Source organism: Achromobacter pestifer (assembly GCF_902859625.1).
GTDB classification, from domain to species: domain Bacteria; phylum Pseudomonadota; class Gammaproteobacteria; order Burkholderiales; family Burkholderiaceae_B; genus Achromobacter; species Achromobacter pestifer.
The window spans coordinates 398,611-422,357 of the sequence record NZ_CADIJX010000001.1 but is presented as its reverse complement, the minus strand read 5'-3'; the positions used below and the strand labels follow the sequence as shown (position 1 = coordinate 422,357).

Below are 23,747 nucleotides of genomic sequence, written 5' to 3'. Positions count from 1 at the left end.
GCCAAGCATCAACCAAGAATGCAGCTCCCAAACGCGCGCAACCCATCTGCAAGCCGCCGAATCGTAGGATGGGTGTAGCGCGCCGAGCATCGGCCAAGAATGCAGACCCCCAACGCGCGCAACCCATCAGCAAGCAGCCGCGCCGTAGGATGGGTGTAGCGCGCCAAGCATCAGCCAAAAATGCAGCTCCCAAACGCGCGCAACCCATCACCCCCCCACCCCAAAATCACTCGTCCTCAATCCCCAATTCCCGCAGCTTGCGCGTGATCGTATTCCGGCCGATTCCCAAGCGGGATGCGGCTTCGACGCGACGGCCACGGCTGGCATCCAGGGCGCTTTGCAGCAGGATCTTCTCAAACTGGCGCGTCAGCGTGGCCATCACTGCCGGTTCGCCGCGTTCCAGTCGATATTGCGCGTCACGCAGCAAAGAATCCTGCCAGTTGCGCGGTGCCCCGTCCTCCTGGGATGCCGAGGCTTGCACTACCGTACCGATGCCGGGCACCGAGGGCGCCAGGCGAGACGAGGCCGGCCCCGCCTGCTGCTGATGTTCCAACGCACGGATCTCCGGCGGGAGATCCTGGCGGTCGACCGTCTGGCCGGGTGCCATCACCGTCAGCCAGTGGCAGAAGTTCTCCAGTTGCCGGACATTGCCCGGAAAGTCGAACTTGGTCAGCACGGCCAGCGCGTCAGGAGTCAGGCGCTTGACCGGCACGCCCAGCGTGCGGGCGCTGGCGGTCAGGAAATGTTGAGCCAGCGCAGGAATGTCTTCCACCCGTTCGCGCAAGGGCGGCAGGCGCAGGCGGATCACGTTCAGGCGATGGAACAAGTCCTCGCGGAACAAGCCTTGTTCCACGCGCTGTTCCAGCGGCTGGTGCGTGGCGGCGACGATGCGTACATCCACGCGCACCGGCTGTGCGCCACCGACACGGTAGAAGCTGCCTTCAGCCAGCACACGCAACAGGCGCGTCTGCAATTCAATCGGCATATCGCCGATTTCGTCCAGGAACAACGTGCCACCGTGCGCTTCCTCGAAGCGGCCACGGCGCAGGTTGTTGGCGCCCGTGAACGCGCCGCGTTCATGGCCGAACAGTTCGGCCTCAAGCAGATCACGCGGAATGGCCGCCGCGTTCAGTGCCACAAAGGGGCCGCTGGCGCGCACGCCGTGGCCGTGCAGCGCACGGGCCACCAGTTCCTTGCCGGTACCGGATTCACCGGTGATCAGCACGGTCACCTTCGACTGAGCCAGCCGGCCAATGGCGCGAAACACTTCCTGCATGGCGGTGGAGGATGACTGCGTCATCATCCAACGTTCGTTGTTCTGCGCGGACTCGCCCTGCCCTTCGGGACTTTCCGGCTGCGTGGATTCCTGCATGGCGCGCTGAATCAGCGCGACGGCTTCGTTCACATCGAACGGTTTGGCCAGGTAGTCGAACGCGCCGCCCTGAAAAGCGGAAACAGTGCTGTCCAGATCGGCAAAGGCGGTCATCACGATGACCGGCAAACCGGGATGCCGCTCTTTAAGCTGGCGCAACAGCTCCAGGCCGTTGCCGCCGGGCATGCGGATATCGGACACCAAGGCAACGGGCGTTTCGCGCGACAGCGCTTCCAGCACGTCGGCCGATTGGGAAAAACTGCGGGTGGGGACACCAGCGCGGGCCAGGGCCTTTTCGAGGACCCAGCGGATGGCCTGGTCGTCGTCGACGATCCATACGGGTTTCATCAGTGTGCGGGCTCCATCGGTAGGACCAGGCGAAACTCGGTACGCCCGGGTCGGGATTCAAATTCGATGATGCCGCCGTGCTGCTGCACGAAGTCCTGGGCCAGGCTCAGGCCCAAGCCCGTGCCTCCCGCCCTGGCCGTGACCAGCGGATGGAAAATGCGGTCGCGGATGTGGTCCGGCACGCCGGGACCGTTATCGATGATGGACAACACCAGCGCCAGCCGGTGTTGGCGATGCGCCAGCATGACCTGACGCGCCACGCGGGTACGCAGCGTCACCACGCCCGGCTCCGTCTTGGGCCCCACGGGCCGCGCGACCAGTTCCTGCGCGGCGTTGCGCGCCACATTCAGGACGGCCTGCATCAGACGGGCGGCATCGCCCTTCAAATCGGGAACCGACGCATCGTAGTCACGCAGAATCGTGACGTCATTGCGGAATTCGGCCTGGATCAGCGCGCAAACACGCTCGCAGATCTCATGGATGTTCACCGGCCGCGCATTCAGCGGCACACGTTGCGGGCCGCTCAAGCGGTCCACCAGCGCCTGCAAGCGGTCGGCTTCGGAAATAATGACTTGGGTGTATTCAGCCAGTGCCGCACTGGGCAGCTCGGCCTCGAGCAATTGCGCGGCGCCGCGCAACCCGCCCAGGGGATTCTTCACTTCGTGCGCCAGATTGCGCAGCAGCTCACGGTGAGCTTCAATTTCATCAACCAGGCGATGATTGCGGTCGGCCAGCACGCGCTGTTCGATCTCGCGGGTTTCTATCAACACCGGCCAGCGTTGGCCCGACAGTCCCACCGTCGTGACGGCGACTTCCACGGAGGCGGCAGCGCGGCGCAACGAGGCCAATTGCCTGACGTCGGCATACCGTCCGCCCGCAGCGCGGTCGATGGAAGACTGGATATTTTCTGGGGTGTCGAACAGCGTGGCGGCGGAGTGCCCGCTGAGTTGCTTGCGCGAACGGCCGAACAGATCTTCGGCGGCCGCGTTGGCGTATTCAATGTGGCCGCGTTCGTTGACCAGGAAAACGGACGTGGCAAGCAGATCGAGAGCTTCTACATTCATTTTTCAACGTACCCGAATGACAGGGGGGAAAGCGGAACGCGCCCGCGTCGGCGGCGCCGGAACCCGGCGCCCTGCCCGCCAGGCATGACGCCTGACGGACAAACCGTCGAGCCGCGACCGGGTGGTGCGCGTGGTGTGGGCCCTGGTTTCTGCCTACATCATCGCGCTCCCCCCCGCCACAGCCTCTAACGAATCAGAGGCTGTAGTACATGTCGAATTCGACCGGGTGGGTCGTCATGCGCAGACGATTCACATCGTTCATCTTCAAATCGATGTAGGCGTTGAGCATGTCGTTGCTGAAGACGCCGCCACGGGTCAGGAACTCGCGGTCCTGGTCCAGGGCTTCCAGCGCCTGCTCCAGCGAGGAGCACACGGTCGGGATCTTCGCGTCTTCTTCCGGCGGCAGGTCGTACAGGTTCTTGTCGGCCGGATCGCCCGGGTGGATCTTGTTCTGGACGCCGTCCAGGCCGGCCATCATCAGGGCCGAGAAAGCCAGGTACGGGTTGGCCAGCGGGTCCGGGAAACGCGCTTCAACACGGCGGCCCTTCGGGTTGCCGACGTACGGAATGCGGATCGATGCCGAACGGTTGCGAGCCGAGTAAGCCAGCTTGACCGGCGCTTCGTAGTGCGGAACCAAACGCTTGTACGAGTTCGTGCCCGGGTTGGTGATGGCGTTCAGCGCGCGAGCGTGCTTGATGATGCCGCCGATGTAGTACAGCGCGAATTCCGACAGGCCGGCGTAGCCGTTGCCCGCGAACAGGTTCTGGCCATCCTTCCAGATGGATTGGTGCACGTGCATGCCAGAGCCGTTGTCGCCAACGATGGGCTTGGGCATGAAGGTCGCGGTCTTGCCGTAGGCGTGGGCCACGTTGTGCACCACGTACTTGACGATCTGCGTCCAGTCGGCGCGCTGAACCAGCGTGCTGAACTTGGTGCCGATTTCCAGCTGGCCGGCGCCGGCCACTTCGTGGTGGTGCACTTCAACCGGCACGCCCATTTGTTCCATCAGCAGGCACATTTCCGAGCGCATGTCCTGGAACGAATCAACCGGCGGAACGGGGAAGTAGCCGCCCTTGACGAGCGGACGATGGCCGGTGTTGCCGCCTTCGAATTCCTGGCCGCTGGACCACGAAGCTTCTTCGGACTTGATCTTGACGAACGTGCCCGACATGTCGGTGTTCCAGGTCACGCCGTCGAACACGAAGAATTCGGGTTCCGGACCAAAGTAGGCGGTGTCGCCCAGGCCGGAGGACTTCAGGTAGGCTTCGGCGCGCTTGGCCAGCGAACGCGGGTCGCGGTCATAGCCCTTCAGGTCCGACGGTTCAACGACGTCGCACGACAGGATCAGCGTCGGCTCTTCGCGGAACGGATCCAGGTTGCCCGTGGAGCAGTCGGGGATGAGCAGCATGTCGGAAGCTTCGATGCCCTTCCAACCCGGGATCGACGAACCGTCGAAAGCCTGGCCGCTTTCCAGCTTGTCTTCGTCGATCTGGCTGGTGGGCACGGAAACGTGGTGCTCACGGCCAACCGTGTCGGTAAAGCGGAAATCCACGAATTTGACTTCGTTATCGGCGATCTGTTTCAGGACGTCTTTCGGGCTTGCCATGTCATCTCCATTAGATAAAAGGGTCGAGGGCTTTGCCTCTCGACTGGCATAAAAGAGGGAAGCAATAAGCGTGCCAGCTTTTACCCCCGGGATTCCCCGGGGAAGGCATCGCAGTCACAAAAAAATGTAGCACCACTTTGGTGCAAATAGTGGGGCATGATTGCCCCAAGTTGGTGCCTGGCTGCTACAGGAACATTTCCTGGAGATCATTCAAGAACCGCCAGCCCAAGGGCGTCGCCCGCAAGCGGGTCGGATCGCCATCCAGGAGGCCCCGTTTGGTGGCTGCCTCCAATTGGTGCGCAATGGCGGCCAGCGACAGGCCAGTGCGTTCGTTGAACGCCGTGCTGGGCACCCCGTCCTTCAGCCGCAGCGCATTGAGCATGAATTCAAAAGGCAGTTCGTCCGGGCCAACCTGGCGGCTTTCCGCCAGATGACTGCCGTCTCGGGCCATCGCGGCGTGCATCCAGGAGTCAGGGCTGCGCAGCCGTGCCTCCCGCACGATACGGTCGTGGAATGACAGCTTGCCGTGCGCACCGGGGCCTATGCCCAGATAGTCGCCAAACTCCCAGTAGTTCAGATTGTGGCGGCAGCGGGCGCCCGGCTTGGCGTAGGCGGACACCTCGTAACGGGCCAAGCCAGCGGCGGCCAGTTCCGCTTCCACCGCGTCCTGCATGGCGGCACTGGTGTCATCATCGGGCAACTCCTCGGGTGGGAATTTGGCGAAGACGGTGTTGGGTTCCATCGTCAGGTGATACAGCGACAGATGCTCGGTGCCGAATGAAATGGCCTCGCGCAGATCGTCCACACAGGCGGCAAGCGTTTGGCCCGGCAACGCGAACATCATGTCCAGGTTCACGCGAGAGACGGCACGCTGCGCCATGCCGATGGCCGCCCGGGCCTGTTCGGCATCATGGATGCGCCCCAGCTTTTTCAATTGGGCATCATCAAAACTCTGGATGCCCAGCGAGAAGCGCGTCACACCGCTGGCGGCATAGTCACGGAAGCGGCTGGCCTCGGCGGTGCCGGGGTTGGCCTCCATGGTGATTTCGGCGTCCGGCCAAAGGTTCAGACAGGCCCGCAACATGGCCAGCAATTCGTCCAGTCCGGCCGACGACAGCAGGCTGGGTGTGCCGCCGCCAATGAAGACGGACACGACCTGCCGGCCCCAGATGGACGGCAGCGCCTGTTCCAGGTCGGAACGCAAGGCGTCCAGATAGGCGCGCTCGGGGATTTCACCCGGTGCAGCGTGGGAATTGAAGTCGCAATACGGGCATTTGCGCACGCACCAGGGCACGTGGACGTAGATGGACAACGGCGGCAGGCTGGACAGCGTGGCGCCGGCAGGCAAGCGCAGGCGCGACGGCGATGCGCCCATGTCATTGCGGATGGGAATGGTGATGGACATGCGGTTTCCTGGAGCGGGCGTGGCGGCCACGCTCCTTATCCTTAAGCTTGGCTCAGCTTGCTCAACAGTTCGCGCAGGGCGCGGGCGCGATGGCTGACGCGGTTCTTTTCCTCGGGATCGAGCGTCGCGGCGGTCAGCGCCATGTCGGGCAAGTAGAAATGGGGATCGTAGCCAAAGCCGTTCGCGCCTTCGGGCTGATCGATGATCTCGCCATGCCACAGGCCTTCACCGATCAGGGGGCACGGGTCATTCTCCGACCGCACCAGCGCCAGCACCGCGACATACCAAGCGCGCCGGTCGGCCTGGCCCGCCAGCTTCTGCACCAACAACGCATTGTTGGCCTGATCGGACTTTTCGCCGCCATGCATCTTCGCGTAGCGGGCCGAATAGACGCCCGGCGCACCGTCCAGCGCGGCCACGCACAGGCCGGAATCATCGGCCAGCGCCGGCAGCCCGGTCAGACGGCTGGCGTGGCGTGCCTTGGTCAGCGCGTTCTCGACAAACGTGACATGCGGTTCTTCAGCCTCGGGCACGCCCAATTCGCCTTGGGGGACCAATTCGATGCCCAGGGGGGCAAACAAGGCGGAAAACTCGCGCAACTTGCCTGCATTATTGGACGCGAGCACAACGCGGCGCAGAGAATCGGGGATTTTGGGGGAAGTCATAAGGCAAATTGTATAGGGCGCAGCCTGCGCGCGCCGCCGGTGTTCCCGATGCCCCTGCGCGCCGGATGGACATCGGAATCGAGATTGACGGCGATGCAACGGCACATGAAGATTGCGCGCCGTGGCAACAACGCAGACATAATCTGTCGTCAAGATCATAAATCTTGTCACTGATCGTATCTGACGCCCTCGGCGATGACCTCCCTTCACGCTATGTCTCGGCCGGCCGCGGCCCGCGCGCCCCATTCCTCAATGGGCGCCTCGCCTGCCCCCGCCGGCCTTGCCGGCATTCTGCGGGAACGACTGCTGCGGCCCCGCTACCAGCCCGTTGTCGACCTGTCGCACAGCCGCATCTACGGCCATGAAAGCCTGATCCGGGGTCCGGCCAACACCGCCCTGCACTTTCCCGACGCCTTGTTTGCCGAAGCACGCCGCCAAGGACTGCATCCACAGCTTGAACTGGCCAGCTTCCGCGCGGGCGCGCAAGGCTTTCAGGACAATGAAGCGGCCGGCAAGCTGTTCCTCAACCTGTCGGGTTCGGCGCTGATCCACTACTGGACGCTGTGGGGCGATGACATGCCCCTGCGCCTGCTGAAGGATTGCGCCTTGGAGCCGTCCAGCATCATCGTCGAACTGACCGAACAAGACCCGCTGTCCGATCACATGAACGAATTGGGCAACGCCTTCGCATGCCTGCGTGAACGTGGCATGCGCATTGCGCTGGACGATTACGGCGTGGGCAACTCCAATCTGCAACTGTGGTCCGAGATGCAGCCTGACCTGGTGAAGATCGACCGCTATTTTTTTGACGGCATTGGCCAGAGCGATCGCAAGCAGAACATGGTGCGCGCCATCCTGAAAGTGGCGCAGCACCTGGGCACGGCCATCGTCGCCGAAGGCATCGAAACCGCGGAAGACCTGGCCGTGGTGCGCGATCTGGACATCCGATACGCGCAAGGCTGGTTCCTCGGCCGGCCCGAAGAAACGCTGCTGACCGAATTGACGCCGCCTCTGCGCGATTCGCTACGGGTGCGCAGCCCGACGCCCTTGTCCCAGCGCGCCACGGGCGGCACCGCCGCCAGCCTGCGCGTGGAAGCGCCTGCGGCGTTGCTGAACAAGCACACCAATGACGACGTGCACCGGCTGTTCATCGAACACAAGAACATGCACGCCGTCGCGGTCGTCGATGCCGACAACCGTCCGGTGGGCATCATCAACCGCCGTGATTTCTCGGAGCACTACGCTCAGCGCTATACGCGGGAATTGTTCGGCCGCGATGCCTGCTCAACGTTCATGAACGCGGAGCCCGTGCTGGTGGATCTGAACGTTTCCATCGACCAGCTCAGCCACGTGCTGATCTCGGAAGACCAGCGCTACCTGATGGACGGCTTGATCATCACGCGAGATGGCCGCTACGACGGCCTGGCCACGGGCGAGACACTGGTGCGTTCAGTGACCGAGATGCGGATCGAAGCGGCACGCTATGCCAACCCGCTGACGTCCTTGCCAGGCAACATCCCCATCAGCCGCCACATCGCCACCTTGCTGGAGGATGCCGCCGACTTCACGATCTGCTACGGCGACCTGAACAATTTCAAGCCATTCAACGACGTATACGGCTATTGGCGAGGCGACGACATGATCATGTTGACCGCCGAAGTCGTCAAACGGCATTGCGATCCGCTGCGAGACTTCGTTGGGCACGTGGGCGGCGACGACTTCGTGGTGCTGTTTCGCAGCCTGGACTGGATGCAGCGCGTACAGCGCATCATTGTCGAATTCAACGAACAAGCCATTGATCTGTATGACGATCAAGGCCGCCATAACGGCGGCATTGAAGCCGAAGACCGTTATGGCGTGCCGCGCTTCTTCCCCTTCGTGACGCTGGGCGTGGGCGCGCTCACCGTCACGCCTTCCCTATGCGAGCGCATCCGCCCGGAGGACATCGCGTCGGCCGCTGCCCATGTCAAGCACAAGGTCAAGCATGGGAACCTGTCGCTGGTGATCGAGCGCTACACCGGTGGCGCCCTGCCGCAATTGGCCGACTGAGGTCTGCACGGCGGCGGCGTTCTGCGCCGCCTGCGCAATCTGGAATACCGCCACCGCGCGGCGCAGGCCTTGCGCCTGAATCTCCAAAGCCGCTGCGGCCGCCGCGGTCTGTTCGACCATCGCCGCATTCTCTTGCGTGGAGCGTTCGATATCGGCCACCGCATCGTTCACCGACGCGATGCCCGCAGCCTGCTCGGCCGTGGCGCTGGAAATCTCGGCCACGATCTGCGTCACCCGGTCAACCGACACCACCATATCGCGCATCGTGTCGCCAGCCAGATTCACCTGGCGCACGCCCGCCTCGACCCGCGAGGCGGAATCCTCGATCAAGCCCTTGATTTCCTTGGCGGCTTGCGCGCTGCGCTGTGCCAACGAACGCACTTCGCCCGCGACCACGGCAAAGCCCTTGCCCTGTTCGCCCGCCCGTGCCGCTTCCACCGCGGCGTTCAGCGCCAGGATGTTCGTCTGGAAGGCGATGCTGTCCACTACGCCCACGATCTCGCCGATACGACGTGCGCTATCGGCAATGCCCCGCATGCTCTGCACGACTTCATCCACCGCTTGACCGCCGCGTTGCGCCAGCCGGGTGGCGCTTTCGGCCTGCCGGCTGGCCTGATCGGCGTTGCCCGCCGTCATCTGAACGGTATGCGCCAACTGCGTCATGTTGGCGGCCGCCTCTTGCAGCGAACCGGCCTGTCGCGCGGTGCGGTCGGACATGTCGGCCCCGCCTGCTGCGATCTCGCCTGAACCGGTATGGATTTCCTCGACACCGTGGCGCACTGAAGCCACGGCCGCCGACAGGCCGGTCTGCATGCGGCGCATGGCTGAATACAGCACGCCAATCTCGTTATCGCCACGGACGGCGATGGCCCCGGTCAAGTCGCCGTCGGCGATGCGGTCAAAGTGGGCGCCGGCTTCGTTCAACGGCCGCAGGATGCTGCGGCGGAACGCCAGCCGGATCAGCACGGCCAGCAACAGCACCACGCCCAGCACGCCCGCCGCCACCCCGATCACGCGCTCCAGCGTCTGGCTGGCGCCGGCCACCGCGGCCTGCCCCTGATCGCGCGAATAGGTCTGATAGGCATCCGCCTGCTTGACGTAGGCGGCGCCGCTGGCGGGCAGCACTTTGTCCACCAGGCGATTGACCTCGATGCCGTTCCATCCCTGAATGGCTTTCTGCATGGGTAGAAGCGTCTGCTCGGCGAACGTGCCGTAAGCCTTCAACACCTGCTCGAACAACGGCCCGCCTTGCGCACTGACGTCGGGATTGTCTCGCAGGCGTGCCAGGCTGGCGCCTGCCTGCTTGAGCAGTACGTCCGCTTGCGCCAGGGATTCATCGCGGGCGGCTTCCAGGCCGCCTTCCATGCCCGTCTTGGCATCGGTCAGCGCGGCTCGCGCCTGGAACAGGCGGCTCGTCATGTTGGCCAGATCGCTGGCCCGCTCGATACTGCCGCGGCCCAAGGCCTCGATATCGGCGCGGTTGTCGCGCAGCACCGCGATGCCCGCCGCCGCCGCCACGGCGAACAGCACCACAAACAACGCCAGAATGGCCGATACCGCCGTGGTGACCCTGAGATTTTTCCGCATATCCATCCGTAAATAGCCTGGCGCCTAGACGCAGTGCAACGGATTATGGACATCCAGTTTGGCAATTTCTTGACACAACCTGGCCAGGCGCATGACGAACGCTCGTCATGAAACCGCGCTTTTGCGAACAGGAACCCCGTATTAAGGAATTGTGAATTGGCAGCAGCGTCCCCTTGCGGCACATTCGATGCTGTACCGAACCATTCCCACCATCAACCAGCAGCCCTATGCCCCACGCCTCTCACGACTATCAGGACATCCGCGAAGCCGTGCGCGACCTTTGCGCCCAGTTCCCCTCCGAGTATTTCCGCAAGATCGACGAAGAACGCGGCTATCCCGATGACTTTGTCCGCGCGTTGACCGAAGCTGGCTGGCTGGCCGCATTGATTCCGCAGGAATATGGCGGTTCGGGCCTGGGCCTGACCGAAGCATCGGTCATCATGGAAGAGATCAACCGCAGCGGCGGCAACTCCGGCGCCTGCCACGGCCAGATGTACAACATGGGCACACTGCTGCGCCACGGCTCCGAGGCCCAGAAGCGCGAATATCTGCCCCGTATCGCCGCCGGCGAACTGCGCCTGCAATCCATGGGCGTCACCGAACCCACCACCGGCACGGACACGACCAAGATCAAGACCACCGCCGTGCGCCGCGGCGACCGCTACGTCATCAACGGCCAAAAGGTCTGGATTTCGCGCGTGCAGCATTCCGACCTGATGATTCTGCTGGCGCGCACGACGCCGCTGGACCAGGTCACGCGCAAGTCCGAAGGCATGTCGATCTTCCTGGTGGACCTGCATCACGCCGTGAAACACGGCATGGCGATTCGCCCGATCCCCAACATGGTCAACCACGAGACCAACGAACTGTTCTTCGACAATTTGGAAATCCCCGTCGAAAACCTGATCGGCGAAGAAGGCAAAGGCTTCAAGTACATCCTGGACGGCCTGAACGCCGAACGCACGCTGATCGCCGCCGAGTGCATTGGCGACGGCTACTGGTTCGTGGACAAGGTGACGGCCTACGCCAAGGAACGCATGGTGTTCGGCCGCCCCATCGGCCAGAACCAGGGCGTGCAGTTCCCCATCGCCCGCGCCCACATCAACGTGGAAGCGGCCAGCCTGATGCGCTATGAAGCCTGCCGGCTGTTTGACGCGCACCAGCCCTGCGGCGCCCAGGCCAACATGGCCAAGCTGCTTGCCGCCGATGCGTCCTGGGAGGCCGCCAACGCCTGCCTGCAATTCCATGGCGGCTTTGGTTTTGCGACGGAGTACGACGTCGAGCGCAAGTTCCGCGAGACGCGGCTGTATCAGGTGGCGCCTATTTCCACCAATTTGATCCTGTCCTACGTCGCCGAACACATCCTGGGCCTGCCCCGCTCTTTCTGACCCGACCATGCCGATGAACGCCGCCAAAGATACCCCCCATCTCAGTGCCGAACTCGCGGCCTTTGCCGCCAACCTGCGCTACGAGGACATCCCCGCGCCGGTCCTGCGCCGCGCCGAAGACCTGTTGCTGGATTGCCTGGCCTCGATCCTGGCCGGTGCATCCGCCCGCGCCGTGCAAGCCATCGACCGCTACGCCGCCGCCATGGGACCCGCCGACGGCCCCAGCGAAGTGCTGATCACCCGCCGCCGCACGTCGCCCCTGTTCGCCGCCATGGTCAACGCAGCCGCGGCCCACGTGGTTGAGCAGGACGATGTGCATAACGGGTCAGTGTTCCACCCGGCCGCCGTCGTCTTCCCGCCCGCGCTGGCAGTCGCGCAAGCGCTGGGCAGCTCGGGCCGCGATCTGCTTGTTGCCGCCGTGGCCGGCTACGAAGTCGGCATCCGCGTCGGCGAATTCCTGGGCCGCTCGCACTACAAGATCTTCCACACGACCGGCACTGCGGGCACGTTGGCCGCGGCGGTCACGGTCGGACGTCTTTTGAAACTGACGCCCGAACAAATGCTGCACGCGCTGGGCTCGGCCGGCACACAGGCCGCAGGCCTATGGGAATTCCTGCGTGATGCGGCCGACTCCAAGCAATTGCACACGGCCAAGGCTGCCGCCGACGGCATCACCGCCGCCTATCTGGCGCGTGAAGGCTTCACCGGCGCCCGTCACATCCTGGAAGGCCCGCAAGGCATGGCGGCCGGCATGTCCACCGATGCCGACCCGTCAAAGCTCTGCGACCGCCTGGGCGAACGCTGGGCCCTGATCGAAACGTCATTCAAATTCCATGCGTCGTGCCGCCATACCCACCCGGCTGCCGATGCGCTGCAACAAGCGCTGCGCGACAACAACCTGACCGAAGCCGATGTCGAACACGTGGTGGCCCATGTTCACCAAGGCGCCATCGACGTGCTGGGCCCGGTCGTGAATCCGCAGACGGTTCACCAGTCCAAGTTCTCGATGGGCACCGTGCTGGCCTTGATCGCCCGCCAGGGCCGTGCGGGGCTGGCGGAATTCGACGCGGGATTGGATGACCCGGCGGTCGCCGCCTTCCGTGGCAAAGTTGAAATGGCGCTGGACCCGGAAGTCGACAGCGCCTATCCGCAACGCTGGATCGGCAAAGTCACCGTCACCACCCGCGATGGCCGCACCGTGCATGGCCGCGTGGACGAACCCAAGGGCGACCCCGGCAACACCTTGAGCCGTCCCGAGATCGAAGACAAGACCCTCAGTTTGGGCCGTTATGCCGACGCGGCATCCGAAAAGGAATTGCGCGGCTTGATCGACACGATCTGGGGGCTGGAAAAGGTGGAAAAGGTCGGCGCGCTGCTAGCACGCGGATAACGGCAAATCGCAACGACGGCACGGATAACGGTTGCTTCTGGCTTCTATCACCCGGCCTCGCTGCCTCTCGCGTCCATAACCAGGCGCGTTACCGTAGGATGGGTGTAGCGCGAGATATCCTGAACAAGAAGGCGGCCATCCAACGCGCGCAACCCATCAAACGACCGTTGCGTTGTGGCTAACTCTGCCACGAAATCACCGCTGCTTGATGGGTTGCGCGCGCTGGGAATCGGCGTTCTTGGCGCCGATTTCTCGCGCTACACCCATCCTACGCCCAATTTCATCTTGAGAACGTGGTGCCTCAGGCTAGCGCCGCGCGTTGCGCCCGGACCAGGCTGGCGATGCCGCCTTCGGCCAGCACCAGCATGGTGTCCAGTTCGGCGCGGGTGAAGGTTGCGCCTTCGCCCGTGCCCTGCACTTCAACGAATGCGCCGCTGCCGGTCATGATGACGTTGACGTCGGCGTCGCAGGCCGAATCTTCCATGTAGTCCAGATCCAGCACCGAGCGGCCTTGCACCAAGCCGACAGACACGGCCGCGACCGTGTCGCGGATCGGGTTTGCCGTCAGGTCGCCGCGCTTCATCAGCAGGGCCACGGCGTCGGCCGCCGCCACCCAGGCGCCCGTGATGCTGGCGCATCGCGTGCCGCCGTCGGCCTGCAACACGTCGCAATCCAGATGCAGCGTGCGTTCGCCCAGCGCTTTCATATCGAATACCGCGCGCAGGCTTCGGCCGATCAGGCGTTGGATCTCTTGCGTGCGGCCGCTTTGCTTGCCGCGCGCCGCTTCGCGGTCGCCGCGCGTATGCGTGGCGCGCGGAAGCATGCCGTATTCCGCCGTCACCCAACCTTCGCCCTTGCCTTTCAGGAACGGCGGCACCTTCTCCAGCACGCTGGCCGTGCACAGCACATGGGTATCGCCGGCTTTCACCAGCACCGACCCCTCGGCGTAGCGCGTGAACCCGCGCTCCAGGCTGAACGGCCGCAATTCGTCAACGGCACGGCCGGACGGACGAGCGATGGTGGGCGTAGTGGTCACAGGCAGACTCCAGGCATGAATATTGATTCGCCGCATTGTAAGGGCTGGCGCCGCAGGAAATCGCGGGTTGGAGTATCCTGCCGCGATATATCACCTGGAAACGCCCACCATGATTCGCAGCATGACCGCCTTCGGCAACGCCCGAGCAGATTTGGAACAAGGCACGCTTGCCATCGAACTGCGCAGCGTCAACAGCCGCTTTCTTGACCTGTATTTCCGCCTGCCTGATGAACTGCGGCATGTGGAAACACCCCTGCGTGAACTGCTGACCGCCAATCTGGCGCGCGGCAAAGTCGAAATCCGGGTCTCGTTCACGCGCACCGCCAGCACCGACCTGTCCAAGCTTGACCCGGCGTGGCTGGAAAGCCTGGCCGAGCAGTTGCAAGCTGCCCGCCGCATCGTCCCCGACATCGCCCCGCCCCGCCTGGTGGAGCTTTTCAACTGGCCTGGCCAGCGCGGCAACGATGCGCTGGATCCGCAACTCTGGGGCGCCGCATGCCTGCAAGCCGGCCAGCAAGCGCTGACCCAATTACAGGAAGGCCGCGCCCGCGAAGGCGAACGCCTGGCTGGCATGATGCGTGAATGCGCCGACGGCGTGGCGCGCGTCGTGGACATCGTGCAGGCTCACCTGCCCCAGTTGCTGGCCGACCACCGTGACAAACTGGCAGCCAAGCTGCGCGAAAGCGTGGAATCGGCTTTCCCGGGTGGTTTTACCCATATCTCGGGCGCCGAGTTGTCCGAACGCTTGTCGCAGGAAGCGAATTTGTTCGCGCTGCGCATCGACGTGGCGGAAGAACTGTCGCGCCTGCGCTCGCATCTGGAAGAGCTGCGCCACCTGTTGACCGACGGCGGCGGCAAGTCTGCCTCTGGCAAGAAGAATGCGGGCAGCGCCGGCAAGCGGCTGGACTTCCTGTTCCAGGAAATGAACCGCGAAGCCAATACGCTGGGTTCCAAGGCAGGCAGCATGGAAGTCACGCGCGCCGCCATGGATTTGAAACTGCTGATTGAGCAAATGCGCGAACAGGCGCAGAACATCGAGTAAACGCGCTGCGTGTGGCGCGTCAACGGCTGAACCGGACCCCATTCCATGCAACGTGTCGTCGTCATAGGCGGAGGGGCTGTGGGCAGCTCCGTTGCTTATTTTCTTAGCCAGAAGCCCGGCGCCTTCGATGTCACCGTGATTGAACGCGACCCGACCTATGCGCAGGCGTCTTCTGCGCTGTCGGCCAGTTCGATCCGCCAGCAGTTCTCCAGCCCGGTCAACATCGGCATGTCACAAGCGGGCCTCGCGTTTCTTCGCTCGCTGCATTCCACGCTGTATGTCGACGATCCGGCGCCAGACGTCGGTCTGACCGAGCCCGGCTATCTATATCTGGCCAGCGCCGCAGGCAGTGCCGCCCTGCGAGAAAACCATGCAACCCAGATCGCGCACGGCGTGGACGTCGCGCTGCTGCAACCCGCCGAGTTGGGCACGCGCTTTCCGTGGCTGCATACCGGCGACCTGTCGTTGGGTGCGCTGGGGCTATCTGGCGAAGGTTGGTTCGATGGCTATGGCCTGATGCAGGCCCTGCGCAAAAAGGCCATCGCACAAGGCGTGCGCTACGTGCGTGCCGAAGCGGTTGGTTTATTGCGTGAAGGCAGCAGAATCAACGGCGTCTGGTTGAACAATGGCGCGGCGTTGGCCTGTGACGCTGTCGTCAATGCCGCCGGCCCCTGGGCTGCCCGAGTGGCTCGCTGGGCGGGCATCGATCTCCCAGTGCGCGCCCGGCGCCGCACCGTATTCAGCTTCAGTTGCCCCGAAACGCTGCCGAGGTGTCCGCTATTGATCGACCCATCCGGCATCTGGTTCCGCCCTGAAGGCGGAAAATTCCTGTGCGGCTTCGCCCCCGATCCCGCCGACGACGCCGACGATCTGCCGCTGGACGCGCAACACGAGGCGTTCGACGCCCATGTCTGGCCGCTTCTCGCCCGGCGCGTGCCCGCATTTGAAGCCGTGCGGGTCCAAAGCGCCTGGGCGGGCTACTACGAGATGAATCTGTTCGACCAGAACGCCATCATCGGTGCCCACCCCGATTGCCCCAACCTGTACTTCGTCAACGGTTTTTCAGGCCATGGCCTGCAACAGGCGCCCGCCGCGGGACGCGGCATCGCAGAACTGCTGGCCCATGGGGAATACCAAAGCCTGGACCTGTCGCCCCTGTCGTTTCAGCGCATTCTGGAAAACCGCCCGCTGCGCGAGAAGAACATCATCTGACGATGTCCTTGCCCGGCGAGCAGGCGCTTCTTACCGGACCTCGCCGGCGGCAGGTTCACCGCGCAACGCCGAATCCAGATACTGGCTGCGCGCACGCGCATCGGGAAACCGCATGTCCCGGTAGCTGATGAAGCGCGAACCGCGCGCCAGCCGGTATCCCAGCCAGATCAGCAGGAATAGCGGAATACCCACATAAGTCGCCACCACGCCGCCCCAATCGATCCGGTCTTGCAGGAAGGCCTGATAGTTCTGACCCAGCGTGATGACCAGGCACAGCACAAACGCGAAGATCGGGCCAAACGGGAAGAATGGCGACACGTAAGGCAGGTCCGCCAGGTTATGGCCCTGTTTGACGTAACCGCGGCGGAATCGGTAGTGGCTGATCGCAATGCCCAGCCACGCGATGAACCCCGTCATGCCCGACGTATTCAACAGCCAGATGTAAACGGCGTTGGGGCTAAAGATAAACGTGAAGAAGCACAAGGCTGCCACGACCGTCGTGGCCAGCAGCGCCCACAGCGGCACGCCGCTGCGCGAAATGCGGCCGAAAATGCGTGGTGCCTTGCCTTCACGCGCCAGGCTGTACAACATGCGCGTAGCGGCGTACATGCCCGAGTTGCCCGCGGACAGCACCGACGTCAGCACCACGGCATTCATGACGGACGCCGCCCCCAACAGACCAGCGCGTTCAAAAATCAATGCAAATGGGCTGACGCTGATGTCTTCGACCTCGTTGCGCAGCAGATGCGGATCGGTATAGGGAATCAGCAGGCCGATCACCAGGATGGCCATCACATAGAACAGCAGAATGCGCCAGAACACCTGACGCACCGCGCGCGGCAGGTTACGCGCCGGGTCTTTCGATTCACCAGCGGCGATGCCGATCAATTCGGTGCCCTGGAACGAAAAGCCCACCACCATGGCCACGCCGATCAGCGCCGCGAAGCCGCCTGCGAATGGCGCGTCGCCGATGGTCCAGTTGGCCACGCCGCCGGCTTCGCCGCCGCGGATGATGCCCAGCAACATCATCACCCCCATGGCAACGAATCCCAGCACGGCCAGCACCTTGATCAGGGCGAACCAGAACTCCGCCTCCCCGAAGCCCCGTGCCGACATCGCGTTCAGGCCGAAGGTGATCGCCAGGAACAAGGCGCTCCAGTAGAAGCCGGGCACGTCGGGAAACCAGTACGCCATGACAAGCTGCGCGGCCACCAGGTCCACCGCCACGGTAACCGCCCAGTTGTACCAATAGTTCCAACCCAGCGCGAAGCCAAATCCGTCTTCGACGTAGCGGGCGCCGTAAGTGGAAAAGGAGCCCGAAACCGGCATCGCGGCAGCCAATTCACCCAGGCTGGTCATCAGGAAATAGACCATCACCCCGATCAGCACGTAGCCCAGCAGCGCGCCGCCAGGTCCCGCCTTCGCGATGGTCGCCCCCGAGGCCACGAACAGGCCGGTCCCGATGGACCCGCCTACCGCGATCATCGTCAGGTGGCGCGCGGACAGGGTACGGCGCAGTTCGGACGGCTGTTCCGCCCCTGCCGCGCCCGTGCCGCCTACGCGGCGGTCATCGTGTTCCGATGGTGCCAAAATGCTTTCCTTCACGTCATGAAGGCACCCACGCGATGCGCTGCGGGTGCCTTGGGATTACCGAGCAACGCGCGAGGATAGCGCAAACAGCCCCGCCACGAAAAATGGCGGGGCCTGGGGGACGGATCCAGTTATTGGAAAGCCGTTTCCATGAAGGTACGCAGTTTGCGCGAATGCAGCCGCTCTGGCGGCATGTCACGCAGCCGTTCCAGGGCGCGAATACCGATCTCCAGATGCTGATTGACCTGCCGGCGATAGAACACGCTGGCCATGCCGGGCAGCTTCAGTTCGCCGTGCAAGGGCTTGTCCGACACGCACAGCAATGTGCCGTACGGCACCCGGAAGCGGAAACCATTGGCGGCGATGGTGGCCGATTCCATATCCAACGCGATGGCCCGCGACTGCGCAAAACGCTCGACCAGTTCCAGATGATCGCGCAGTTCCCAGTTGCGGTTGTCGATCGTGGCGACCGTGCCGGTGCGCATGATGCGCTTCAAGTCCCAACCGGACAGGCCAGCCACTTCCTCCACGGCCTGCTCCAGCGCGACCTGCACTTCCGCCAGCGCTGGCACCGGCACCCAAGTCGGCAAGTCGGCGTCAAGGACGTGGTCCTCGCGGACATAGCCGTGGGCCAGCACGTAGTCGCCCAAGCGTTGCGAATCCCGCAATCCGGCGCAATGGCCCAGCATCAGCCAGGCATGCGGACGCAATACGGCGATGTGATCGGTGATTGTCTTTGCGTTGGACGGCCCCACGCCGATATTCACCAGCGTAATGCCCGAATGATCGCCACGTACCAAGTGGTAGGCGGGCATCTGCGGCAACCGGGTCGCCTGCTCTTCATCGCCGGGACCGCTTTCACCTCGGCGCGTGATGCGGTTGCCCGGTTCGACCAGCATGTCGTAGTCCTCGTTGCCGCTGGCCATCAAGGCGCGCGCGCGGGCGCAGAACTCGTCCACATAGAACTGGTAGTTGGTGAACAGCACGAAATTCTGGAAGTGCGCAGGCGCGGTCGACGTGTAGTGCTGCAAGCGGTGCAGCGAATAGTCCACGCGCTGCGCGGTGAACGGAGCCAGCGGCTTGGGTTCGCCCTCCTTGCCGCGCCAGGAACCGTTGACGATGGCGTCGTCGGTCACGGCCAGGTCAGGCACGTCGAACAGATCACGCAAGGGGCGCTTCAACGCCTCCAGGTGTTCGCCTTCGACATACGCGCCTTCCGGAAACGCGAAATGCAGCGGAATGGGGGAATCGGATTCGCCGACCTCCACCGCGACGCGGTGGTTTTGCAACAGTTGGCCGACCTGCTCGATCAGGTAATCGCGGAACAGCTCGGGTTGCGTAATGGTGGTCTGGTAGATGCCGGGCTCGGCCACGTGGCCGTAGGACAAGCGCGTGTCGATCGGGTCATACGTTTCCACCACGATGCGGATGGCGGGGTAATAGGCGCGGGCGCGTTCGCGGCCATTGCCGCTGCCCTTCAGGACCTCGCGGAAAGCAGCGCGCAGGAAAGCCGTGTTGCGCGCGTAGATTTCGGCCAGCCGGTCCACCGCGGCCTGAGCGTCCAGGAAGGGTTCAAAGGGCAAGGCATCGGGCCGGTTCATCGACGACAAAGGGTGTACTGCGTTCATCATTGAGCTTTACTCCGCTTTCTTGTCTGCCGATTATGCCCGAGCGTAGGGCAGATGAAGCGTCATATTCAGGCACGCCGGCACTGCGCCGCCATCGCCAACGATAAAGAAACAATATATCATTCCGATTCTTTAAGTTTTCCCCCCTCCCATGCCGCCCCTGCCAGGCCATCGTCACGCCACCCCGCCGCTGCTTGCGCGCTGGATCGTGCTTGCCTGGCTGTCAGCCTGCTTGTTGCTGGCGCCCATGGGCAGTCTGCGCCACGCGCTGACCCATCTGGGCGATGTCCCCGCCACCAGCCAGGACGACGCCCATCCCCACGAAAAGCTGGCGCATTGCGACCTTTGCCAATTGTGGGACCTGCTGGATGCGACGCTACCGTCGTCATTCGAGTGGATGGGCGAGCCCCTTGCCGATTCGGCCCCCGCCACCCATCTGCCCGCCGGCGCCGCCGCCATCGGCGGCACCTGGTTCCAAACTCGCGCCCCGCCTCTCCAGGGCTGAAATCCGCCGCTCCTGCGTTTCCCGATTTCCCCCGCCAGCGCCTCTGCTGGCTCCCTGGATTGCCACCATGAACTTCCCGACTTTCGCCGCCGGGGCTCGTGCGCCCTTGCGCGCCTTCGCCCTGCGTCCGCTGGCCCTTGCCTGCCTCTATGCCCTGCCCCTGGCCTTGCCTGCCGCTGCCCGCGCCCAGGCCGCCCCCGACACGGCCACGCTGTCGCCTGTCATCATCACCGCGAACCCGTTGGGCAGCGACGCGCTTGCCTCGCCCTCCACCATCCTGCAAGGCCAGGAACTGGACCTGCGCCGGGGCTCGAACCTGGGCGAAACGTTGAACGGACTGCCTGGCGTATCCACCACCAGCTACGGCCCCATGGTGGGCCGCCCGATCATCCGTGGGCTGGATGGCGACCGCATCCGCTTGCTGAACAACGGCGTCGGCACGCTGGATGCGTCATCACTGTCGTTCGACCATGCCGTGCCCCAAGACCCGCTATCGACCAATCGCGTCGAGATCCTGCGCGGCCCGGCCGCGCTGCTGTATGGCGGCAATGCCATCGGCGGCGTCGTCAACACGCTGGACAACCGCATTCCGACTGAACCGATTGACGGGATGCACGGCGACGTGGGCGGCAGCTACGGCGGCGCCAACAACGACCGCAATGGCGCCGTGCAACTGGAAGGCGGCGACGGCACCTTCGCCATCCACGCCGACGTATTCGGCCGCAAGACCGGCACCCTGCGTATCCCCGGTTACGCCCGCACCGCGCAACAGCGCGCGGCAGACGGCCCCGACGCCGAACAGCCCCAAAACCGCCTGCCCAACAGTGACGGCGAGGCCAGCGGCGGCGCCCTGGGCATGTCCTGGACCGGCGAACACGGCTATGCCGGCCTGTCCTACAGCGGCTACGACGCCAACTACGGTTCCGTGGCCGAAGAGGACGTGCGCATCGACATGCACCAGGAACGCTTCGGCTTCGCGGGGGAGCTGCGCGATCTGACCGGCCCGTTCCAAAGCATCAAGTTGAACTTCGCCTACACCGACTATCAACATAAGGAAATCGAAGGCGGGGAAACCGGTACGATCTTCAAGAACCGCGGCTATGAGGCCCGCATCGAGGCCCGGCACGCCGATATCGGCCCCCTGCATGGCGTGGTCGGACTGCAATTGGGGCAGACGCGCTTTTCCGCGCTGGGCGACGAAGCCCTGGTGCCGACCACCGACACCGACTCCGCGGCGCTCTTCGCTGTCGAGGAATGGAATCTGACCGACCGCCTGACCCTGTCGGCAGGCGCCCGCATGGACTACACGCGGCTCAGCCCCGCCGCGGGCGGCAATGAACGCTTTGACGATTCGGCCCGCCGCAGCTTCACGGCGGGCAGCTTTTCGCTGGGCGGTGTCTACAAGCTGACCCCGATCTGGTCGCTCGCCGCCAACGGCGCCTATACCGAACGCGCGCCCACTTTCTATGAGCTATATGCCAACGGCCCGCATGCCGCGACGGGCCAATATCTGGTCGGCGATCAGAACCTGGGCAAGGAACGCGCCTGGTCGGGTGATTTGTCCTTGCGTTACAAGGATGGCGCCGATCACGGCAGCGTGGGCCTGTTCTACAGCAGCTTCGCCAACTACCTGGCCGAGACGAATACCGGCCGCTACCGCAACGACGATGGCGATCTGCTGGCCGCCGGCAGCGATGGCGCGTTGCCCGAGGCGCGCTACCAGGGCGTGCCTGCGCGTCTGTACGGACTGGAAGCCGAAAACGTGACCCGCGTGCTGCAACGCGACGGCCATGCACTGGATCTGGGCTTGTCGGGGGACTACACGGTGTCTCGCAATCGCGACACGGGCCGTTCCTTGCCCCGGATCCCGCCCCTGCGTCTTCGCGTGGCCTTGGATTACGGCTATGGCCCGTACAGCGCAGGCATCAGCGTATCCAAAGCCTTTGCACAACACGACCACCCCGCCAACGACACCTCGACGCCGGGCTATTACAGCCTGGATGCCAACGCCGGCTACCGCTTCAAGACCGTCGGCGTGCAATGGCAGGCCTACGTGCGCGGCATCAACCTGACGAACCAGGACATCCGCTACGCGACATCAGTGCTGCGTGATGTTGCACCCGAAGGCGGACGTGCCGTCATGGTTGGCCTGCGCGGCAGCTTCTGACGGCTGGACTCTTGCGATCGTTACGTCTCGCCCAGGGCGCGGCGTAACGATTCCGGCCAAATAATGCTGCATTGCACTACAAATGTAATGAAACTTTATTACACTATAATTTGCAAGCATTCCGGGCTTGCGCACGCCGGTTGCCCCCCCTTTCCGCCGGCTTGCCCCTGATGGCAAAGCCATGCCGCCCACTCCGATTTTTGAAGTGACGTAATGACTCCGCCCACGCGAAAAGTCCGAATTGCCAATTTCAGCATTCCCGTTTTCCTATCAGCGCCCCTCCTGGCCCTGACCCTTTCCTGGATACCCGGCGCCGCCCAGGCGTCCATTCCGTCCGAGCAAGCCCGCCCGACGCTCAGTGGTCTGCGCCTGGCGCAAGAGCCCACGGTTCCCACTCTGCGTGACCGCGTGGTGCAAGCCGGCCTGGACGCGATCGGCACTCCCTACAGCTGGGGCGGCGACGACGCCGAGGGTTTCGATTGCAGCGGCTTGGTCCTGTATGTCTTCCGCGAAATCGCCGGACTCGAACTCCCCCGCACCGCGCGCGCGCAACGCACCGCAGGGCAATCCGTGGCCAGCAAGAATGCGCTGCGTCCCGGCGACCTGGTGTTCTTCGCCACGCGCGGACGCGGTGTGACCTCGCACGTCGGCATCTACATCGGCCAGAACAAGTTCGTCCACGCGCCGCGCCGCGGCACCAAGGTGCGGGTCGACGAAATGAAGAATCCCTACTGGACCAAGCGCTACGTCGGCGCGCGGCGCTACCTGGATACGACGCAGGGCCAGATGCTGGCTCAAGCTTCACGCTAAGCGTCGTTCCGGCAAGATCGGGGCGAAAAAAAGGCGCCTGCCGGGCGCCTTCTTGAGGGACGAAACAGCCTGCCACGGGAGCATCCCGCCGCAGGCTGTTCGCGCATTCAACCTCGGCCCACGAAGGGCATGTTGGTGGCCATGATGGTCATGAACTGCACGTTGGCTTCCAACGGCAAGCGCGCCATGGCGGCAACCGCCTGCGCCACATGCGCCACATCCATCCGCGGTTCGACCTTCGTGCTGCCGTCCGCTTGCAGGATGCCGGCCGCCATGCGCTCGGTCATGTCGGTAGCGGCATTGCCGATATCGATCTGGCCGCAGGCGATCCCGTAGGGCCGGCAATCCAATGAAATTGACTTGGTCAGCCCGGTCACCGCGTGCTTGGTGGCGGTGTAGGCAATGGAGAATGGCCGCGGCGCGTGCGACGAAATCGATCCGTTGTTGATGATCCGGCCACCTTGCGGCGTCTGCGCCTTCATGATGCGGATGGCCGCTTGCGCGCACAGGAACATGCCGGTCAGATTGGTATCGACGACTTCGCGCCAGACTGCCACCGGCAATTCTTCGATGGGCATCGCGGGCGCACCACGCCCTGCGTTGTTGAACAGCACATCCAGCCGTCCATATTCACGCTGCGCCGTGTCGAACAAATCGCGCACCGCGTTTTCATCAGTCACGTCGGTAGGCACCACCAGCGCCCGCACGCCGTCTTCTCCCGCTGCGGTGCGGGTGGCTTCCAGCGGCTCGCGGCGGCGGCCGGCCAACACCACGCGATAGCCCTGGGCCAGCAATTCCAGCGCTACCGCGCGTCCAATTCCGGTGCCGGCACCGGTCACTAAGGCAACGCGGGGCGGCTCGATCTCGTTCGCATGCATCGGAT

Annotated in this window: 17 protein-coding genes and 1 pseudogene; 8 read left to right on the top strand and 10 right to left on the bottom strand. The window is 64.0% G+C overall.

The window, feature by feature from the left end:
• Positions 1-226: 226 nt before the first annotated feature.
• The 5 genes from ntrC to rdgB form a co-directional block, all read right to left on the bottom strand.
• Positions 227-1,720, bottom strand: a complete 1,494-nt coding sequence (gene ntrC, locus HV753_RS01935; protein WP_175172736.1) for a nitrogen regulation protein NR(I) — start codon at positions 1,718-1,720, stop codon at positions 227-229.
• Positions 1,720-2,784: a nitrogen regulation protein NR(II) gene (gene glnL / locus HV753_RS01930; protein ID WP_175172735.1), complete on the bottom strand. Its 1,065-nt coding sequence runs from the start codon at positions 2,782-2,784 to the stop codon at positions 1,720-1,722. The genes ntrC and glnL overlap by 1 nt, the downstream gene beginning before the upstream one ends.
• 193 nt (positions 2,785-2,977) lie before the next feature.
• Positions 2,978-4,390: a type I glutamate--ammonia ligase gene (glnA, locus tag HV753_RS01925; RefSeq protein WP_175172734.1), complete on the bottom strand. Its 1,413-nt coding sequence runs from the start codon at positions 4,388-4,390 to the stop codon at positions 2,978-2,980.
• Positions 4,391-4,574: 184 nt separating this feature from the next.
• Complete coding sequence (gene hemW, locus HV753_RS01920; protein ID WP_175172733.1) at positions 4,575-5,795, bottom strand: radical SAM family heme chaperone HemW; 1,221 nt, start codon at positions 5,793-5,795, stop codon at positions 4,575-4,577.
• Between the two features lie 41 nt (positions 5,796-5,836).
• Positions 5,837-6,460, bottom strand: a complete 624-nt coding sequence (rdgB, locus tag HV753_RS01915; protein ID WP_175172732.1) for an RdgB/HAM1 family non-canonical purine NTP pyrophosphatase — start codon at positions 6,458-6,460, stop codon at positions 5,837-5,839.
• A 252-nt stretch (positions 6,461-6,712) separates the two neighbouring features.
• Here rdgB and HV753_RS01910 point away from each other — a divergent pair, with 252 nt between their 5' ends.
• Positions 6,713-8,509: an EAL domain-containing protein gene (locus tag HV753_RS01910; protein WP_175172731.1), complete on the top strand. Its 1,797-nt coding sequence runs from the start codon at positions 6,713-6,715 to the stop codon at positions 8,507-8,509.
• 153 nt (positions 8,510-8,662) lie between these two features.
• On the opposite strand, the pseudogene HV753_RS01905 reads toward HV753_RS01910, so the two are convergent.
• A pseudogene (locus HV753_RS01905) lies at positions 8,663-10,096 on the bottom strand (methyl-accepting chemotaxis protein); the annotation flags it as partial.
• Between the two features lie 227 nt (positions 10,097-10,323).
• Here HV753_RS01905 and HV753_RS01900 point away from each other — a divergent pair.
• Both HV753_RS01900 and HV753_RS01895 read left to right on the top strand, forming a co-directional pair.
• Positions 10,324-11,484, top strand: a complete 1,161-nt coding sequence (locus tag HV753_RS01900; protein ID WP_175172730.1) for an acyl-CoA dehydrogenase family protein — start codon at positions 10,324-10,326, stop codon at positions 11,482-11,484.
• Between the two features lie 13 nt (positions 11,485-11,497).
• Positions 11,498-12,874, top strand: coding sequence for an MmgE/PrpD family protein (locus HV753_RS01895; protein WP_175172729.1), 1,377 nt, complete (start codon positions 11,498-11,500; stop codon positions 12,872-12,874).
• Positions 12,875-13,175: 301 nt separating this feature from the next.
• On the opposite strand, the gene rph is transcribed toward HV753_RS01895, so the two are convergent.
• Positions 13,176-13,946, bottom strand: a complete 771-nt coding sequence (gene rph, locus HV753_RS01890) for a ribonuclease PH (RefSeq protein WP_246288116.1) — start codon at positions 13,944-13,946, stop codon at positions 13,176-13,178.
• A gap of 73 nt (positions 13,947-14,019) precedes the next feature.
• Here rph and HV753_RS01885 point away from each other — a divergent pair, with 73 nt between their 5' ends.
• A complete protein-coding gene (locus HV753_RS01885; protein ID WP_175172728.1) occupies positions 14,020-14,952 on the top strand; it encodes a YicC/YloC family endoribonuclease in 933 nt (310 codons plus the stop codon).
• A 45-nt stretch (positions 14,953-14,997) separates the two neighbouring features.
• The gene (locus HV753_RS01880) at positions 14,998-16,164 is read left to right on the top strand and encodes an NAD(P)/FAD-dependent oxidoreductase (RefSeq protein ID WP_175172727.1); all 1,167 of its coding nucleotides are present in this window, start codon (positions 14,998-15,000) and stop codon (positions 16,162-16,164) included.
• A 30-nt stretch (positions 16,165-16,194) separates the two neighbouring features.
• On the opposite strand, the gene HV753_RS01875 is transcribed toward HV753_RS01880, so the two are convergent.
• Positions 16,195-17,682, bottom strand: a complete 1,488-nt coding sequence (locus HV753_RS01875; protein ID WP_175173633.1) for an amino acid permease — start codon at positions 17,680-17,682, stop codon at positions 16,195-16,197.
• Positions 17,683-17,885: 203 nt separating this feature from the next.
• Entirely contained in the window at positions 17,886-19,385 is a 1,500-nt protein-coding gene (locus tag HV753_RS01870) for an AMP nucleosidase (protein ID WP_425485866.1), read from the bottom strand.
• Between the two features lie 148 nt (positions 19,386-19,533).
• On the opposite strand from HV753_RS01870, the gene HV753_RS01865 reads away from it, so the two are divergent.
• The 3 genes from HV753_RS01865 (at position 19,534) to HV753_RS01855 (ending at position 22,864) form a co-directional block, all read left to right on the top strand.
• Positions 19,534-19,887: a hypothetical protein gene (locus HV753_RS01865; protein WP_175172726.1), complete on the top strand. Its 354-nt coding sequence runs from the start codon at positions 19,534-19,536 to the stop codon at positions 19,885-19,887.
• 67 nt (positions 19,888-19,954) lie between these two features.
• The gene (locus HV753_RS01860; protein ID WP_175172725.1) at positions 19,955-22,054 is read left to right on the top strand and encodes a TonB-dependent receptor; all 2,100 of its coding nucleotides are present in this window, start codon (positions 19,955-19,957) and stop codon (positions 22,052-22,054) included.
• A 213-nt stretch (positions 22,055-22,267) separates the two neighbouring features.
• Entirely contained in the window at positions 22,268-22,864 is a 597-nt protein-coding gene (locus HV753_RS01855; protein WP_175172724.1) for a C40 family peptidase, read from the top strand.
• A 107-nt stretch (positions 22,865-22,971) separates the two neighbouring features.
• Here the strand turns inward: HV753_RS01855 and HV753_RS01850 are convergent, their stop codons facing one another.
• Positions 22,972-23,742 carry an SDR family oxidoreductase gene (locus tag HV753_RS01850; RefSeq protein WP_175172723.1) on the bottom strand — a complete coding sequence of 257 codons (771 nt, stop codon included), beginning with the start codon at positions 23,740-23,742 and terminating at the stop codon, positions 22,972-22,974.
• Between the last annotated feature and the right edge of the window lie 5 nt (positions 23,743-23,747).